At 62.9% G+C, this 16,216-nt stretch carries 17 protein-coding genes; 3 read left to right on the plus strand and 14 right to left on the minus strand.

The genetic code is table 11. The features are described 5' to 3' along the window. The first annotated feature begins 2 nt into the window (after nucleotides 1-2). Nucleotides 3-929 carry an amino acid ABC transporter permease gene (locus AC1DCM_RS15470; protein ID WP_477518890.1) on the plus strand — a complete coding sequence of 309 codons (927 nt, stop codon included), beginning with the start codon at nucleotides 3-5 and terminating at the stop codon, nucleotides 927-929. After that, on the plus strand, nucleotides 926-1,720 hold the full coding sequence (locus AC1DCM_RS15475) for an amino acid ABC transporter ATP-binding protein (protein WP_477518891.1): 795 nt from the start codon (nucleotides 926-928) through the stop codon (nucleotides 1,718-1,720). The genes AC1DCM_RS15470 and AC1DCM_RS15475 overlap by 4 nt, the downstream gene beginning before the upstream one ends. A gap of 7 nt (nucleotides 1,721-1,727) precedes the next feature. Here AC1DCM_RS15475 and purM read toward each other — a convergent pair whose 3' ends face one another. The 6 genes from purM to AC1DCM_RS15505 all read right to left on the minus strand — a co-directional run bounded on the left by purM (nucleotide 1,728) and on the right by AC1DCM_RS15505 (nucleotide 6,883). Next, on the minus strand, nucleotides 1,728-2,855 hold the full coding sequence (gene purM / locus AC1DCM_RS15480; RefSeq protein ID WP_477518892.1) for a phosphoribosylformylglycinamidine cyclo-ligase: 1,128 nt from the start codon (nucleotides 2,853-2,855) through the stop codon (nucleotides 1,728-1,730). After that, entirely contained in the window at nucleotides 2,852-4,483 is a 1,632-nt protein-coding gene (gene purF, locus AC1DCM_RS15485) for an amidophosphoribosyltransferase (RefSeq protein WP_442016083.1), read from the minus strand. The genes purM and purF overlap by 4 nt, the downstream gene beginning before the upstream one ends. 134 nt (nucleotides 4,484-4,617) lie before the next feature. Next, nucleotides 4,618-4,962: a hypothetical protein gene (locus tag AC1DCM_RS15490; protein ID WP_477513896.1), complete on the minus strand. Its 345-nt coding sequence runs from the start codon at nucleotides 4,960-4,962 to the stop codon at nucleotides 4,618-4,620. Nucleotides 4,963-5,052: 90 nt separating this feature from the next. Further along, complete coding sequence (gene uraH / locus AC1DCM_RS15495) at nucleotides 5,053-5,394, minus strand: hydroxyisourate hydrolase (RefSeq protein WP_431116739.1); 342 nt, start codon at nucleotides 5,392-5,394, stop codon at nucleotides 5,053-5,055. Further along, complete coding sequence (gene uraD, locus AC1DCM_RS15500; RefSeq protein ID WP_477518893.1) at nucleotides 5,391-5,900, minus strand: 2-oxo-4-hydroxy-4-carboxy-5-ureidoimidazoline decarboxylase; 510 nt, start codon at nucleotides 5,898-5,900, stop codon at nucleotides 5,391-5,393. Before uraD ends, uraH begins: the two co-directional genes overlap by 4 nt. 152 nt (nucleotides 5,901-6,052) lie before the next feature. Next, nucleotides 6,053-6,883 carry a phosphatase PAP2 family protein gene (locus tag AC1DCM_RS15505; RefSeq protein WP_477518894.1) on the minus strand — a complete coding sequence of 277 codons (831 nt, stop codon included), beginning with the start codon at nucleotides 6,881-6,883 and terminating at the stop codon, nucleotides 6,053-6,055. A 154-nt stretch (nucleotides 6,884-7,037) separates the two neighbouring features. On the opposite strand from AC1DCM_RS15505, the gene AC1DCM_RS15510 reads away from it, so the two are divergent. Then, nucleotides 7,038-8,132, plus strand: a complete 1,095-nt coding sequence (locus tag AC1DCM_RS15510) for a pyridoxal-phosphate-dependent aminotransferase family protein (protein WP_477518895.1) — start codon at nucleotides 7,038-7,040, stop codon at nucleotides 8,130-8,132. A 151-nt stretch (nucleotides 8,133-8,283) separates the two neighbouring features. On the opposite strand, the gene AC1DCM_RS15515 is transcribed toward AC1DCM_RS15510, so the two are convergent. From AC1DCM_RS15515 to AC1DCM_RS15550, 8 genes are all read right to left on the minus strand, one after another. Next, nucleotides 8,284-8,703 carry an ATP-binding protein gene (locus AC1DCM_RS15515; RefSeq protein ID WP_477518896.1) on the minus strand — a complete coding sequence of 140 codons (420 nt, stop codon included), beginning with the start codon at nucleotides 8,701-8,703 and terminating at the stop codon, nucleotides 8,284-8,286. Beyond that, nucleotides 8,696-9,028 (minus strand): STAS domain-containing protein, encoded by a 333-nt coding sequence (locus AC1DCM_RS15520; RefSeq protein ID WP_431116731.1) that lies wholly within the window; start codon nucleotides 9,026-9,028, stop codon nucleotides 8,696-8,698. Before AC1DCM_RS15520 ends, AC1DCM_RS15515 begins: the two co-directional genes overlap by 8 nt. Further along, nucleotides 9,018-10,979 carry a glycosyltransferase family 2 protein gene (locus tag AC1DCM_RS15525; protein WP_477518897.1) on the minus strand — a complete coding sequence of 654 codons (1,962 nt, stop codon included), beginning with the start codon at nucleotides 10,977-10,979 and terminating at the stop codon, nucleotides 9,018-9,020. Before AC1DCM_RS15525 ends, AC1DCM_RS15520 begins: the two co-directional genes overlap by 11 nt. Nucleotides 10,980-10,997: 18 nt before the next feature. Continuing rightward, nucleotides 10,998-12,167: a PP2C family protein-serine/threonine phosphatase gene (locus AC1DCM_RS15530; protein WP_477518898.1), complete on the minus strand. Its 1,170-nt coding sequence runs from the start codon at nucleotides 12,165-12,167 to the stop codon at nucleotides 10,998-11,000. A gap of 179 nt (nucleotides 12,168-12,346) precedes the next feature. Beyond that, nucleotides 12,347-12,817, minus strand: a complete 471-nt coding sequence (bcp, locus tag AC1DCM_RS15535) for a thioredoxin-dependent thiol peroxidase (protein ID WP_477518899.1) — start codon at nucleotides 12,815-12,817, stop codon at nucleotides 12,347-12,349. Nucleotides 12,818-12,898: 81 nt separating this feature from the next. Further along, a complete protein-coding gene (locus AC1DCM_RS15540; protein ID WP_477518900.1) occupies nucleotides 12,899-13,681 on the minus strand; it encodes a winged helix-turn-helix domain-containing protein in 783 nt (260 codons plus the stop codon). Between the two features lie 10 nt (nucleotides 13,682-13,691). Beyond that, nucleotides 13,692-15,041, minus strand: coding sequence for an allantoinase AllB (gene allB / locus AC1DCM_RS15545; protein WP_224165429.1), 1,350 nt, complete (start codon nucleotides 15,039-15,041; stop codon nucleotides 13,692-13,694). Beyond that, complete coding sequence (locus tag AC1DCM_RS15550) at nucleotides 15,034-16,203, minus strand: glycerate kinase (RefSeq protein ID WP_477518901.1); 1,170 nt, start codon at nucleotides 16,201-16,203, stop codon at nucleotides 15,034-15,036. The genes allB and AC1DCM_RS15550 overlap by 8 nt, the downstream gene beginning before the upstream one ends. Nucleotides 16,204-16,216: the final 13 nt, after the last annotated feature.

Below are 16,216 nucleotides of genomic sequence, written 5' to 3' on the forward strand. Positions count from 1 at the left end.
TCATGACCCCATCTGCTACAACAACCAACCACGGCCGTTTCACCGTAGTACCGGCCAGGCACCCATGGCGGTGGGTGGCAGGGACCGCCGTTGCCGTCGTCGTGGTTCTGCTAATGATCTCGACCGTGACCAATCCGCGTTTCGGCTGGGACAAGGTGGCGCTGTATTTCCGTGATGTCGCGATCGTGAACGGCATTGGGATCACTCTGTTCCTAACTGTGGTGTGCATGGCGCTGGGTGTTGGCTTGGGAGTGATCCTGGCTGTGATGCAACTATCGGCAAACCCGGTTGTCAAAGCCTCGGCAAGCGCCTACGTCACCATCTTCCGCGGCACTCCAGTGCTGGTTCAGCTTCTGTTCTGGTTCAACCTCTCGGCGCTTTACCCCGAAATCACCTTCGGTATTCAAGGGGTCAGCCTCGATGCCAACCAACTCATCACGCCCTTGGCTGCTGCGATCCTGGGGCTTGGCCTGAACGAAGCAGCGTACATGTCCGAGATCGTGCGGGCGGGCATCCAGTCGATTGACCAAGGGCAGAGCGAGGCGGCTGGGGCGCTGGGCATGTCACGGATCCAGACGCTTACCCGGGTTGTGCTTCCGCAAGCCATGCGCGTCATCATCCCCCCGACGGGTAATGAATTCATCGGCATGCTCAAGACCACCTCACTGGTCAGCGTGTTGGCCGTCCCGGAACTGCTCTACTCCGCCCAAATCATTTACTCCAAGAACCTGCAGGTAGTGCCGCTGCTCCTGGTGGCAAGCATCTGGTACATCATCATCACCACTGTGTTCAGCATTGGGCAGGCGTCCTTGGAACGCCGATTCTCCCGCGGTACGTCCCGTTCCGTACCGCCCACCACTGTGGAGCGCCTGCGGAAATTCTTCAGGGTCCATTCGCCACTGGCCACAGGAAAGGGCAAAGCATCATGACCATCGAGTCCACGAGCGCACCAGATACAAGGGTGCCATTGGTGCGGGCCCAAGACGTTCGTAAGAGTTTTGGGCCCCACGAGGTTCTCAAAGGAATCGATTTGGAGGTCAGGAGCGGTGAAGTGGTCTGTCTGATCGGCGCCTCCGGTTCCGGGAAAAGTACATTCCTTCGATGCGTGAACCATTTAGAGAAGATCGACGGCGGTCTCCTCTGGGTCGGCGATCGGGTAGTCGGATACCGAATTAAGGGCGACAAGCTCCACGAGCAATCGCATAACGAGATCTGCGCCGACCGGACAGACATCGGAATGGTCTTCCAGCACTTCAATCTGTTCCCGCACATGACTGTGCTGGAGAACCTGATGGAAGCCCCTCTCAGGGTGCTCAAACAACGCAAAGATGAGGTCCGGCGTCGAGCGTTTGGCTTGCTGGAAAAGGTGGGTCTTAAGGAGAAGGCGGACGCGTACCCGCGGCATCTGTCGGGTGGGCAGCAGCAGCGCGTGGCTATTGCGCGTGCATTGTGTATGCAGCCCAAGTTGATGCTGTTCGACGAGCCCACGTCGGCCCTGGATCCGGAGCTTGTGGGCGAGGTCTTGCGCGTCATGAAAGATCTGGCAGGGTCCGGTATGACCATGATTGTGGTGACGCACGAGATGGGGTTTGCCCGGGACGTCGCCGATCGGGTGGTGTTCATGCATGATGGCCGCATTATTGAGGAAGGGCCGGCCGAGTCAGTCATTAACCAACCGCAGCACGAGCGGACGCAGGCCTTCCTGTCGGCCGTTCTTTGACAGACAACTAAAAAAAGAGCGGCGGGGCAGTTGAGATCAACAGCCCCCCCGCCTTGTCGATCGAGTCAGTATCTGCAGTAACCGTGCCCATGATCCAGGACGGCAAGCCGCGCTCATTCAGGCGCGCCACGGCAGCGTCAGCGGCCTCCGGGGACACGATTGCCACCATGCCGACGCCAAGGTTCAGCGTGCGCTCGAGGTCGGCCAGGGGCACGTTGCCAAGCTCGGAAACCAGCTTGAAGATAGGCGGCAGTTCCCACGTATTGCGGTCAACCGTGGCAACCAGGCCCTGGGGGAGGACACGTGCGAGGTTAGCCGCGAGGCCACCACCGGTGACGTGGCTGAAGCCGTGGACGGCCGCGCCGGCTGAGACCGGGAACGTGCGGGCAAGGTCCAGACAGTCGGCGGCGTAGACGCGCGTCGGCTCCAGGAGCTCTTCGCCAAGCGTGCGGCCGAGCTCGGAAACCTGGCGGTCCAAGGCCCAACCGGCGTGGTTGATGACGCGGCGGACCAACGAGTAGCCGTTGGAGTGCAGGCCCGAGGAGGCCATGCCGATCACCACATCACCGGCGCGGACGCGGTCCGGGCCGAGCAAGGCGTCGGCTTCGACAACACCGGTAGCGGCACCCGCGACGTCGTACTCGTGCTCACCGAGCAGGCCGGGGTGCTCAGCGGTTTCGCCGCCAACCAGGGCGGTGCCGGCAACGGAGCAAGCAGCTGCGATACCGCGGACGATGTCCGCAATGCGCTCCGGGACAACCTTGCCGCAAGCGATGTAGTCCGTCATGTATAGGGGCTCAGCGCCAACCACCACGATGTCGTCCACAACCATGCCCACGAGGTCGAAACCGATGGTGTCGTGGATGTCCATGGCCTGCGCGATAGCAACCTTGGTCCCCACGCCATCAGTGGAGGTGGCCAGCAGCGGCTTCTTGTAGGTGAGCAGCTTCGAGACGTCATACAGGCCTGCGAAACCGCCGACGCCGCCAATCACCGAGGTGTTGTGGGTCGCCTTCACGGCGTCCTTCATGAGCTCGACTGCGCGGTCTCCCGCTTCGACGTCGACACCCGCGGAGGCGTAGGTGATGCCTGTTGAATTCGGGGTGCTTCCAGCGGCGGGGGTTGCGGAGGTCATACAGACTCTTTCTTGTCGGCGTCGGTCAAACGATCAGCGTCGGTCAGCAGGTTCTCGAATTCAGCATCGGGGCCCGGATCGCAGCCCGTAGCGCCGGGCTTCTCGGCCGGATCCTCGGAGTCGTCCACTGAGGAGGTGTCTTCAGCCGGAGCCAGTCCGCCGAGATCCGTGCGCTCCAGCAGGTTCTTGCCCAGCTTGTCGGCATGCGGCAGCTCAATCGGGTACTGGCCCGTGAAGCAAGCCGTGCAGAGGCGCTCGCGAGGCTGCTGGGTAGCGCCGATCATGCCGTCTTCGGAGATGTAGGCCAGCGAGTCGGCGCCGATTGCCTGGGAGATTTCCTCGATCGTGGCGCCGTTGGCAATCAGCTCTGCGCGGGAGGCGAAGTCGATGCCGTAGAAGCAGGGCCACTGGACCGGGGGAGAAGAGATCTTCACGTGGACAGCAGCGGCTCCTGCTTCGCGGAGCATCCGTACGATGGCGCGTTGCGTGTTGCCACGGACAATCGAGTCATCCACAACAACAACGCGCTTGCCCCGGATGACAGATTCCAAGGCGTTGAGCTTGAGGCGAATGCCCAACTGGCGCAGGGTCTGCGACGGCTGGATGAAGGTACGGCCTACGTAGGCGTTCTTGACGAAGCCATGAGCGAACGGGATGCCGGACTGCTCCGCGTAGCCAACAGCGGCCGGGGTTCCCGACTCGGGAACCGGGATGACGATGTCGGCCTCGTGGGTGTTTTCGCGGGCCAACTGGCGGCCCATTTCAACACGGGCTTCATACACGGAACGGCCGGCAATGGCAGCATCCGGACGCGCGAGGTAAACGTATTCGAAGACGCAGCCGGCAGGCGTTGCCTCGGCGAAACGCTGGGAGCGGACGCCGTCCTCATCGATGGCAATGAACTCGCCGGGCTCGATCTCACGAATGAAGCTCGCACCAACGGTGGCCAGGCCGGCTTGCTCCGAAGCAACAACCCAGCCGCGCTCCAGGCGCCCCAAACACAGCGGCCGGATGCCGTAGGTGTCGCGCGCGGCGTAGAGCGTCCCTTCATCCATGAAGACGAAACAGAAGCCACCCTTGATCTTGGGCAGCAGCTCCAACGCGGTCTGCTCCAGGGTTTTGCCCTCTTCGCCCTCAAGGAGTGCGGTCACCAAGGCGGTGTCCGAGGTGTTGCCCTGCTTCATCTCACCGGTCAACTGGCCATCGTTGCGCTGAAGGATCATTTCCCGGAGTTCAGCGGTGTTGGTCAGGTTGCCGTTGTGGGCCAAGGCAACCGTGCCGGTCGCCGTTGCGCCCAAGGTTGGCTGCGCATTGGCCCAGTGGCTTGCACCAGTAGTGGAGTACCGGCAGTGGCCAACGGCCAGGTGCCCAGTAAGGGTGTTCAGGGTCGTCTCATCGAAGACCTGGGACACAAGGCCCATGTCTTTATAGACGTTGATGCGCTTGCCGTCACTGGTAGCAATACCAGCCGATTCTTGTCCGCGGTGCTGCAGCGCATACAGCCCGTAATAGGTGAGTTTTGCTACTTCTTCACCGGGAGCCCAGACCCCAAAGACGCCACAAGCGTCCTGAGGGCCTTTTTCGCCGGGGAGAAGATCATGAGAAAGTTTTCCGTCGCCACGTGCCACTGGTCGATTGTCTCATGTTGTGGCCGTGGTAAGTTCCCGCTCCGGCTTTGTGACCCCACGAACAGGCCTGATTCGGCCAAAATGCGGTGTGTCTCACAGCATTACCTCCGAAAGAGGTGCGACGGGTTGCCTGCTTAGCGGCCGCCGTCGTGCTCTGGACCCTCATCCGGAACCGAATCCGGGACGGCTTCCACTACGGCGCGCTTGGACCGCTTGACGCTGATCCGGTCCAGAACCAGGGCGAGGATCGAGAACAGGATGACGCCTCCGGAAACGCAGGCCACAAGGAAGAAGCCGAAGACGGTGCTGGCGTCGAAGGCGGGGTCCGCGGGACGGCCGTACGCGATGAAGGCGGCGGCGATTGCACCCACAATGGCACCGAGAATCATGAACGGAACGAACTTGGGTGCGCGGCGAACTGTAATTTCGCGGCGGGCAGTGCCGTTTCCGGATTGGGCGTTGGTGTCCTCTGAAGCCATGCCTTCCAGCCTACCGTTCCTCGCCGACGTGGCAGTTAATGCCAATGTCTTCGCCAAACATTGGCATTAACTGCCACCTCGGCGAGTACTTCAGCTGCCGCGGTACGTCGAAAACGCGAACGGGCTCAGTAGCAGCGGCACGTGATAGTGCTCGCCGGCGTCCGAAACCGTGAAGTTCAAGTCCACTTCGGGGAAGAACGTTTCCGTGCCGAGGCCCTCGTAGTAGGCACCTGTGGCAAAGTTCAGACGGTAAGCGCCGCCCGGAATCCGCTCCGGACCGAGGTCCTTGATACGGCCGTCGGCATCGGTCTCGCCCTTTGCGATCAGAGTCCAGTTATCGCCTTCGCGGACGTAGAGTACGACGGCGACCCCCGCCGCCGGGCGACCGGAACCGGTATCCAGGATGTGCGTGGTTACCTGTGAAACACTCATGCATTTTCTCCTTCGCTGATCACGCCTGAGAGTCGCAGCAATGCGATCTCCCGCAGCTGGCCAGCCACAATTGCGTCTTCTTCTTCGGGGGTGTGGGTGAGGCGTTCCTGAAGGGAACTCAGGATCTCCTCCGCGCTGCGTCCTGCCGCGCGGATCAGGAAGACCCTGCCGAACTTCTCTTCGTAGGCGCGGTTCCCCTCGGCGAGGGCGGCGGCTGTGCCGTCGTCGCTGGGGTCCACTCCGGATTGTTCCGAACGGGACATGGCCGCCTCGGTGGTCTGGGCCTTGGGTCGTTCGCCGATCCGGGGGTGGTGGGCGAGCGCGGACTCCACCTCTTCCGGCATGAACGGCTCGGCGGCTTGGCGGGCCCGCCCCAGCAGTTCGTCGACGCTCGTGAAGGGTCGGGCGTCGGCGACGTCCTCAACCCAGCGGCTGATATCCAGGCAAGGGGTCAGGGTCCTGATGGCCTCGTCCCGGTCGACACTGTTGAATACTGCAAGCTCCATGCTTGTCATCCTCGTGCAAATGCTGGCATCCATGGTGTGGGCTATGCGGAACTCCTGCCTTTCAGCCGGAGGAAGCTTGCTTCTATGCTTCCGCATCATGGAACTGTTATTTCAGCATACGTAAATAGTTAAGCCGAGCAGTTGGGCTGGTGTCAAGAGAGTATTGCGTTGGAGCGGCGCGTTCTCACGGTGAGGTAGAGGCGGTGGGCGGTAATAACCAGGGCAAGCCAAGCTATCCCGAGAATCCAGGCGGCCAGGACATCAGTGAGCCAGTGGTGCCCGAGGTAGACGCGGCTCAAGCCCATGGTTGCGGCAAACGCTGACGCAAGGACGACGGTGATGATTCTGGCCTTGGCCGTTTTGAGGCGAAGAATGATCAAGTAGGCCACGATTCCTGCGATCACGATGGAGTTCAGGGAGTGGCCGCTGGGGAACGACGGCGAGTGCTCGTACGGAGGAATGGCGTCCGCGAGGTCAGGGCGGGTGCGGCCGAACAACGGCTTCCCCAGAATCGTCATGAGCAGTGAGCCCAGGCCCGCAGTCAGCATCAGGATGACAGGAGTCCAAGAGCGGCGCTTTGTGGCCAGCGCAATCATGATCCCCACTGCGATGATGGGCATGCCAACCGTGCCGCCAACATTCGTATAAGCAGTGATGGCAAGGTCCATTGCGGGGGAGCGAACCGTCTTGGCGGCGTCAAGGACCGGGTGGTCAAGGCCAGCGACCCCGTCAGCTTCCGTGACTGACTCGTAGACCTCGCCGAAAGCCACTGCGAGGGATACAGCGATGACAAGTCCCACTGCCAACGTGATGATCAGCGCGGCATACGGGCCCAGAAGTTTGGTGATTCGTTGTGCAGCTCCCGCCAGGACGCGGCCTACCCGGGTGTTCCACCGTGTGAGGTCCTGGCCTGCGACGAACCGGTCCTGGGTTACCTCGCCGCGGACGCCCTTCTCCGGCTGCTGTTCTCCTTCAGTCGTCACCCTTGTCCCCTTGCCGTGGCGGCTGCGCCCTCGCCGTGGCGGCCTCCGTATTGGTGAGTAACCTTAGCAGTTTGGGCTTGGAGGCAGCTGATGAGGGTCGCCCCGAACCCCACGCTGGGGCAGAATGACGAGAACCAGTTGAAGGAGTACGCCCATGCCCGACATTCTGACGTCAAGGTTCCTGTTCGGTCCCGGTCCGAGCAACTGCTACCCCGAGGCCATGGCCGCGCTGGCCTATCCGGTGCTCGGCCATCTGGATCCGGTCTTCATCGAACGCTTGGACCGTACATGCGAGGGTTTGCGGGCTGTCTGGGGTACTTCGAATGCGCGCACGCTCCCCTTGAGTGCCACAGGTTCAGGCGGCATGGAAGCCGCTTTCGTGAACACAGTGTCCGACGGCGACGTGGCAGTGATCGCTGTCAACGGACTTTTTGGGGCGCGTATGTGTGAGGTCGCGCGCCGGTGCGGGGCAACTGTCGTTCGAGTCGACCACGAGTGGGGCCAGCCGGTGGATGCAGATCGTGTGCTCTCGGCTCATCCGAATCCCAAGGTGGTTGCCGCCGTCCATGCTGAAACGTCCGTCGGCGTCCTCTCCGACATCGCTGCGCTGGGGGCAGGGAAGGGCGACGCCTTGCTGATCACAGACGCCGTGACGTCCATCGGCGGACTGGAGCTCTTGGCAGACGACTGGGGGATCGACGTCGGATATGCCGGGACTCAAAAGTGCCTGGGCGTTCCGCCAGGGCTTTCGCCATTCACCGTGTCCGACCGCGCGTTTGAGCGTCGCGTCAAGGATCCGCGCTCGTGGTACCTGGATATCGGCCTGCTCGGCGGCTACGTCGGGGCTGCCAGCGGTGCCCGTACATACCACCACACGGCGCCGGTCACCATGATCGCCGGCCTAGAGGCTGCGCTCGACCGCATCCTCGCCGAGGGGCTCGACGTAGTCCAAGCCCGCCACCGCGCTGCCGGCGCTGCCTTGCAGAGCGGCCTGCAGGAGATGGGACTTGAGCTGTTCGCGGCTGAAGGCGCCCGGCTGCCGAGCCTCACCACCGTGAAAGTGCCCGACGGCGTCAACTCGGCCGCCGTCCGCTCTTACCTTCTGGAGAACTTCAGTATGGAGATCGGTTCCGGGGTGGGCGAGTTCGCGGATACGGTCTGGCGCATCGGAATGATGGGGCCGAACGCGAACAGCGCCTCCGTGACGTTGGTGCTGGGGGCACTGAAAGAGGCCATCGACAAGGCGTAAGTGAGAGAACGTTCCGGGAAATCGGCGATTATGTGAGAGAAGGATCGGTACTTCGGATCCTCTCTCAGATCGTGATCGGTTTGGGCCGATGCTCTCTCAGATCGTGGTCGGTTTGGGCCGATGTTCTCTCACTTCCGGTAGTGCGGAAGGGTTAGGTATCGCGGGTCAGGATCCACGTGTTCGTGCCGTCCTGGCGTTCGAAGGTTACGGTTGTCACCAAGGCTTCGATGAGCGCCAGGCCTCGTCCGGATTCGGCGTCCTCGTCGGGCATGTTGGGTTGCATGTCCTCAGCGAAGGGTTCGCGGGCATTGTAGGCGCTGACGCGGGCCTGCAGACGAGTGGGACGGACGCTGATATCCACGCCGATCTCAACGGGCTTCTCGGCCACGGGAAGGGCGTGTTGCACGATGTTGGCGGCGGCTTCAATGACGGCGGTGGTGAAGGTCATGCGGTCCATGTCGGGTACGAAGGAGGCAGCGTCCCACAAAGCATCAAGCTCGGCATGGATGGCTTCGATGGCTTCTTCGTTGGACGGGCCGCGGAATCCCCTGCGTGCGATGACCTCAGTCATTTCCGAAGGCCTCCTCGGCTGAGGAGTACGCGGTGAGAACACGGTCCATGTTGGTCAGTTCCAGGACCATCTTGACCTGCGGCTGCACGCCCGAGATGCGCAAATCGCCGCCTGCCTGACGAGCCGCTTTGAGGCAGCCGATGAGGGCTCCGAGGCCGGAGGAATCCATGAAGTCGGTCTCTTCAAGGTTCACCACAACGCGGCTGGATCCACCAGCCACAACCTCGGCCACTAGTTCGCGCAGCTTCGGAGCGGCCACCATGTTCAACCGGCCGACGCTCTTCACCTCCGCGTAGGAGTCTTTGACCTCGTAGCTAAACTGCATCAGCATTCCTCTCTTCGGAGACTTCAGGAACAAATCCCTTGTACAAAACAGCCTTGACCAGCACGCTGAGGACCACCAGATCGTAAGCTACCCACGCTACGTTCACCAGGGTTCCGAGGGGCTCCGACAGCCCGGAAAGAAGCCGCGCCAGCCCAACAACCAGAGCAACGGCCAGCAACACAGCAACGATGATCTGCGGACGAATCAGGCTCCAACTGGGGCCGCCACTCTGCCGGGCTTTGGGCGTGACGGCAAACCCGAGGGGACGTCCGAACCAGACGTTACGTGCCGCCGTCGTGCAGGCCTTGATCCAGGTGGGGAACAGCGCGAGGCTGTACTGCTGCCCGCGCCAGGTGGGGATCCCGTGCCCGGCGATCACAAACAGCATCTGGTTTACCACCATGAACGGGATGAAGCGGGCGAAAAACTCGAGGCTCAGGCTGCTGACGGGGAGGATGCCGAGCGTCAGGTAGATGATAGGCGCCGCAAAATATACGACGGCCGCGAAGCCGCTGAGGTAGCTCCACATGGTCGAGAAGTACATGAGCCGTTGGCCCCAGCTGAGGCGGCGTTGGACCAACGGGTTCTCGCGCAGGAGGACCTGCATGGTGCCTTGGGCCCAGCGAAGGCGTTGGGTCAGCATGGTTTTGATGTCCTCGGGAGCCAGGCCGTTGGCGAGGACTTCGTGGTGGTAGACGCTCTTCCAGCCGAGGGCGTGAAGGCGCATCGCCGTAGCCATGTCCTCGGTGACGGAGATGGTGGCCAAGGGCATGATGGGCTGGGCTTCGTCGGTTCGTTCCACGGAGATGGCGTCCAGGACTGCGTGAACGGACTCGAGGGCGCCCAGCGGAGACCAGTCGCGTCCGGACATGCGGTCGACGGCGTCACTTGCCACTGTCGTGACGCCAGACTCGCCGACGTGGGCCAGTTCCATGGCAGCGATTTCTTCGAGGTCGGATTGGAGCGCTGAGAAGTCGGCGGCCACGAGCGTGCGAACGGCGTCGTCCACTTTGCGGCGCACACGGTACGTGATCTCGCTCAGGGATGCCCCGGCTTGGAGCTCCTGCTGGGCGCTTTCGGTGGCGGCTTCCACCTCGTTGAGCATTTGCTCCACCAACGGATTCTCCGCCTCGGCTGACCGCCTGGCCTTCTTGATAGCGGAACGGGAGGCAGCCAGAGCACGGCGCACACTCTTCTCCGTGGCCTTGACGTAGCCCACCAATCCAAGCTGCATGAGGGCTTCCCTCCGCAGGATTGCATTCGAGCCACAGAAGAACGCCGCGTTCCAGCCGTCCTTGCCCTGCTGGATGGGCCCGTAGAAGAGGGGCGCCTGGCTGCCCAGGGGATCGTCGGCGGGAACGTTGATGAAGTACTGGGGCGTCTGCACCAACGCCACGCGGTCATCGTTGAAGTAGCCCAGCGTCTTGTCCAGGATGTCCGGCTCGGGGATCTGGTCGGCGTCGAGAATCAACAGGTATTCGCCCGACGTAATCATGAGCGCGTTGTTCAGGTTGCCGGCCTTTGCGTGCCGCGGCATGTCCGGCGTCCAGTCGGCGCCGCGGGTTACGTAGCCGATCCCGTTCGACTCGGCGAGCTCGCGCATCTCAGGGCGGTCGCCGTCGTCCAGGATCCAGGTACTGTGCGGCCAGCGGATGGTCTTGGCGGCGAGGGCTGTGGTCATCACCAGGTCCAGCGGTTCGTTGTAAGTGGTGATGAAAACGTCCACCGTCGCGGTATCCGGCGCCGCGGGCGGTGGCTTGCGAATCTTCAGGTTCCAGACCGTCAGGCCGAAAAGCATTACGTCAATGAGGCTGTATGTTTCGGCAATCACCAGCGGGACAGCGATCCACCACGCCTCCCAGTTCAGCGAAGCCAGCCAGCGCCACGCGACGTAGTTCACGCCCAGAATGACCGTTAGGACAACACAAAGCCGAGTCCAGAATCGCGTCACGTTCCCCCCTTTTTGTGGCTAGTACTGGATGGTCTGAGCAACTCCGCTGTGGTTGCCTTCCAGCCCAGCATCACGGCCAACCTCACGCTGTCGATGAACCACGACGGCGGTCACGTCATCTTCCGCTGTGTCCGCCGGTGCCAGCTCGAGCAGGGCAGCGCAGACGTCGTCCGAGGTGCCCCCGCTCCTCGCTGCCTTCTCTACGTTCCGCACGAAATCTTCCAGGGAATCATGCGCGTCCAGCACGCCATCGCTGACGATCACGAGGGAATCACCCGGCTCCAGCTGCAGTTCCGCGGCCGGCCATTGCTGCCCGTCCATGATCCCGACAGGTGGCCCGGCCGAAACCAGCCTCCGTGCCGCCCCCTCAGCGGGAACGTGCAGGCCAAGTCCGTGACCGGCGTCGATATAGCTGAGCTTGCCCGAGGCACTGTCCAGGCGAGCATGGAACATGGTCACGAAGGACCCCGACTGGTCCAGATCGGCGGTGAGGGTGGCGCTGGCGGACTCGAAAGCGTCAGCAATTCCCGGGATGTCCGCCACCGACCGCATCACGGCGCGGACGGTGGCCGCTATCAAGGCCGCACCCATGCCCTTGCCCATGGCGTCGGCGAACGTCAGGTGCATGCCATCACTGGTCTGGTACCAGTCGTAGAAGTCACCACCCACGCTCCGCGATGGGCGGAAGGCACCAGCGACGTCGTAATCCTTCAGCCGGACAGTTTCCTGCGGAAGGAGGCTCGTCTGCACAACCGCAGCGCGGGCGAGTTCGTCAGTCTGGCGGGTGTCCTCGGCGGGTGCAGCGGGTGTTCGGGCACGGCGGAAAAGTGCACGGATGCGGGCCTGCAGTTCCTTGGGGCTGAACGGCTTGTTGACGTAATCATCCGCTCCGGTGTCCAAACCGTTGAGCCGGTCAATCTCGTCGGCTCGGGCCGTGAGCATCAAGATGTAGGCGTCCGAGAACTCCCGCAGGCGCCGGCAAACTTCCATGCCGTCGATGTCCGGGAGGTTGATATCCAGCGTCACCAGTTCGGCGTTGGTGTTACGGACAGCCTCGACGCCGGAAAGACCGTCAGGCGCTTCCGTCACCACAAAATCGAGCTGCTCAAGGACCAAAACGAGGAGGCCACGGATATCGGCGTCATCTTCTACGACTACAGCATGGCGAGGGGACGCGGTTGAGACCATGGCTCCATTAACTACTGCCGCGGGCCTTTTGTCACGTTTAGTAAAGAGACGTGTAACGCCCGCTCACAATAGTGGGCGGGCGTTACAAATATTGTGCAGTTATGTGCGAGAGGGATTCCCTTAAAGCCTCAGGATATGAGAGAGAATCCGCCCGAAATGCTGCAGGAAGTGAGAGAGGGTTAGACGCCCAGCAACTCTTCCTTCAGGGCCTGGACGTGGCCCTGCGCAGAAACCTGGTACTGGGTGAGCTTGACGGTACCTTCGCCGTCGAGCACAACGGTGGAACGGACCAGGCCTTCGACGATTTCGCCGTCAACAAGCTTCTCGCCCCAGGCACCGTAGGCGAGGGCTACTGCATGGTCCTCATCGGAGAGCAGCGGGAAGGTCAGCGCAAATTCACCAGTGAACTTGGCGAGGGCCTCGGGGCCGTCAGGGGAGATCCCGATGACGTCGTAGCCGTGGCCCTGCAGGCTTGCGAGGTTGTCGCGGAAATCGCAGGCCTCGGTGGTGCAGCCGGGGGTGGCTGCCTTGGGGTAGAAGTACACAATGACGTTGCGTCCGCGGTAATCGGACAGCGAGACCTTGGTGCCGTCGGCGTCGAGCAGCGCGAAGTCAGGTGCTTGCGTTCCGACGAGGAGTTTCTGGGTCATGGCGATCCTTTGCGTTTCACCGGCTTGCAGCCGGCATTGGTCATTCAAGAAAACGGATTGTCTAAAGACAGAACAGCGAAGTCAGATGCTGTATTCCGCAGGTCCGCGCACTGTGGCATAAGGCCCTGGCACGAACTGGTAGCCACCACCACGAACGGTGGCGACAGTGTGGCGGGCGCTTCCGAGCTTCCGCCGCACCCTTCCAACATAAACGTCAATGGAGCGAAATGCCGCCCCGGGGAGGTCAAATGACTCCAGAAAACGTTGCAATTCTTCACGACTAATGGCGCGCGAGCAGTTCACCACGAGGTAGCGCAGCAGCTTGTATTCCATGCCAGTAAAGGCGACAGGCTCGCCGTCGAGCAGCACTACTTCAGCGGCGAGGTCGATTGCAAGTTGACTACGACGCCCGGCCAACATGACGGGCTCGACGGCGGTGCTGCCGCCGCTTGTGGTCTGGCCCCCGCCAACGGACTTATCACCCTCGCGTACGGAGGTGATTCGTCCGTTGGAGGGGGAATTTCCGTCTTCCAGAGCCTCGGCGAGGGACAGGGAAGGGTGGGTACCGGCGTCGGCGGCTTCCTGCGGAGTGCCGCCCCAGGAAGTATCGCCGACGCCGGAGTGTTCTGCCCCGATGGCGGGCCAGATGCGGACTTCCGCCTCCGGGGCAAGTTTCATGGCCCGGGCCAGCACAAGGCGTGCTGCCCGTTCCCAGACTGCTGGATCCATCTCGTCGCCCTCGGCCGGGTTGACCCAGAGCGCGAGTCCCCGCGCGCTCACTCCCGGTCGCCGGTCCGGCCGGCGGCCCGTGGCCCGCGCTGCGGGATCACGGAAAGGCGGTGGCCCGTAGGCACTGACTGCCATGACGGTTGACCTAAACGTTGCCGCGGCGGAGCAGCTTGCCGCCGGGGTTCTGGCCGTCGATCGGTGTGCCGCGCAGATAGGTCTTGCGCACGACGCCGGCCAGCGGACGGCCGTCGTACGGCGTGATCGGGTTCTTGTGCTTGAGCTTGGTGACGTCCACAACGAAGGCTTCGTCCGGCGCGAAGATGGAGAAGTCGGCGTCGTAGCCGAGGGCGAGCTGGCCCTTGTTGTGCAGGCGGGCCAAGGCGGCGGGCTTCTCGGCCATCCAGGATACGACCTGTTCCAGCGGGATGCCGCGGTGGCGGGCTTCGGTCCAGATCAGGGACAGGCCCAGCTGCAGCGAGGAAACGCCGCCCCATGCCACTGCGAAGTCGCCGTTCTCCAAGTCCTTCAAATCCAGTGTGGAGGGGGAGTGGTCCGAGACGATGCAGTCGATGGTGCCGTCCTGCAGGCCCTTCCAGAGGAGCTCGCGGTTGGAGGCCTCACGGATGGGCGGGCAGCACTTGTAGGCGGTGGCGCCGTCGGGGATTTCTTCGGCCATGAGCGTCAGGTAGTGCGGGCACGTCTCAACCGTGAGGTTGACGCCGTCGCGCTTTGCTGAGGCGATCATCGGCAGCGCGTCGGAGGAGGAGAGGTGCAGGATGTGGGCGCGGGCGCCGGTCCAGCGGGCGCGTTCGATGACCTCGGCGATGGCCTTGTTCTCAGCGCCGCGGGGGCGGGATGCGAGGAAGGTTTCGTAGTGGTCACCGCCGGGGTGCGGGGCGCGGTCGATCGCGTGAGAGTCCTCGGCGTGCACGATCATGAGGGAGTCGAAGGACTTGAGCTCAGCCATGTCCTCTTCCATCTCATCTGCGTCCAGGTGCGGGAACTCGTCCACGCCGGAGTGCAGGAGGAAGCACTTGAAGCCGAAAACGCCTTCGTCATGCAGCGGGCGGAGGTCCTTTTTGTTGCCCGGAATGGCGCCGCCCCAGAATCCGACGTCCACGAACGCTTGGTCCTTGGCGACGACGCGCTTCTGCTCCAGTCCGTCCACGGTGGTGGTGGGCGGGATGCTGTTCAGCGGCATGTCAATGATGGTGGTGACGCCACCGGCGGCGGCGGCGCGCGTGGCGGAGGCGAAGCCTTCCCACTCGGTGCGGCCGGGCTCGTTGACGTGGACGTGCGTGTCCACCAGGCCGGGGATGAGGGTTTCGTCGTCTGCGAGTTCGATGACCTCGTTGCCCGTGAGGCCGTTGCCCAGGGGTTCGATGGCGACGATGATGCCGTCGCGGATGCCAACTTCGCGGGCTGCGAGTCCGGCGGTGGTCAGGATGCGCTGGCCCCGGATAACGAGGTCATAGGCGCCGATTGCTTCAGACATTGAGGTACTCCTTGTTTTCGGTCCGTTCCGCCAGGTACACGCCTATGTGCTTACCTAATTGTTCAAGCAACGGACCGGCTTCAGCGATACATTTCTGGACATCAGTTTCCATGTCGGTCAAAGCGTGGACCGTGTGGAAGCCGGCATCCGTGAGTTGTTCCCGGCTCAGGGTACTCCGGCCGCAGACTGCGATCACGGGAACCCCGGCCTTCTGTGCTGCGCGCGAGACGCCCATGGGGGTCTTGCCGAGCAGGCTTTGCTCGTCCAGGCTGCCTTCTCCGGTGATCACCAGATCGGCGCCCTTCAGTCTCTGTTCAAGGTCAGTGAATTCAAGCACGACGTCGATACCCGGCCGCCGCTCAGCCTTCAGTGCCGCTATCGCAATGTAACCAACACCGCCTGCTGCTCCTGCGCCGGGTGCCTTCGCGGCGTGCTTGGCCTGCTGGCCGGTTGTTGCTGCGAGGACGTTGACGAAGTGTGGTATTGCGGCGTCCAGTTCGGCGACGTCGTCCGGCGTCGCGCCCTTCTGCGGACCGAAGATGGCTGGGGCTCCGCTGGCCCCCAAAAGGGGATTGTCGACGTCGGACGCCAACACGAACTCCGTTGCCTCGATGCGGACGTCGAAGTTGGAGAAATCGATGCTGTCCACGTCCGCGAGGGCCGCGCCGCCGCCGGGGAGCTCGTTGCCGGCCTTGTCCAGGAACACTGCGCCGAGGCCCTGAAGGACTCCGGCGCCGGCGTCGGTGTTGGCGCTGCCGCCCACGCCCAGGATGATCTTGCGGCAGCCGAGGTCCAGCGCGGCGCGGATGAGTTCGCCCGTGCCGATGCTGGTGGCTTTACGTGCCGTTTCAGACGTGGGGCCGTCGGGGAGGAGCGCGAGGCCGGAAGCAGCCGCCATTTCGATGACTGCTTCCTGGTCCCGCACTGCAAAGTCTGCCTGTACCGGTTCGCCCAGTGGGCCGGCGACGGTGGTGGTCCGGCGGGTGAAGCCGGAGCCGATGGCGGCGTCGATGGTTCCTTCGCCGCCGTCGGCTACCGGAATGCGTGTTGCCTCAAGCCCGGTTTGTCCGAAGCCTGCCAGTAGTCCTGTTGCGAGATGCCTGGCGACGTCGGGCGCGGACAGCGAGCCCTTGAATTTGTCCGGGGCGATGACAACACGCATTCCGGTGCTCCTT

The sequence above is a fragment of the Paenarthrobacter sp. 10N417 genome (genome assembly GCF_056394745.1).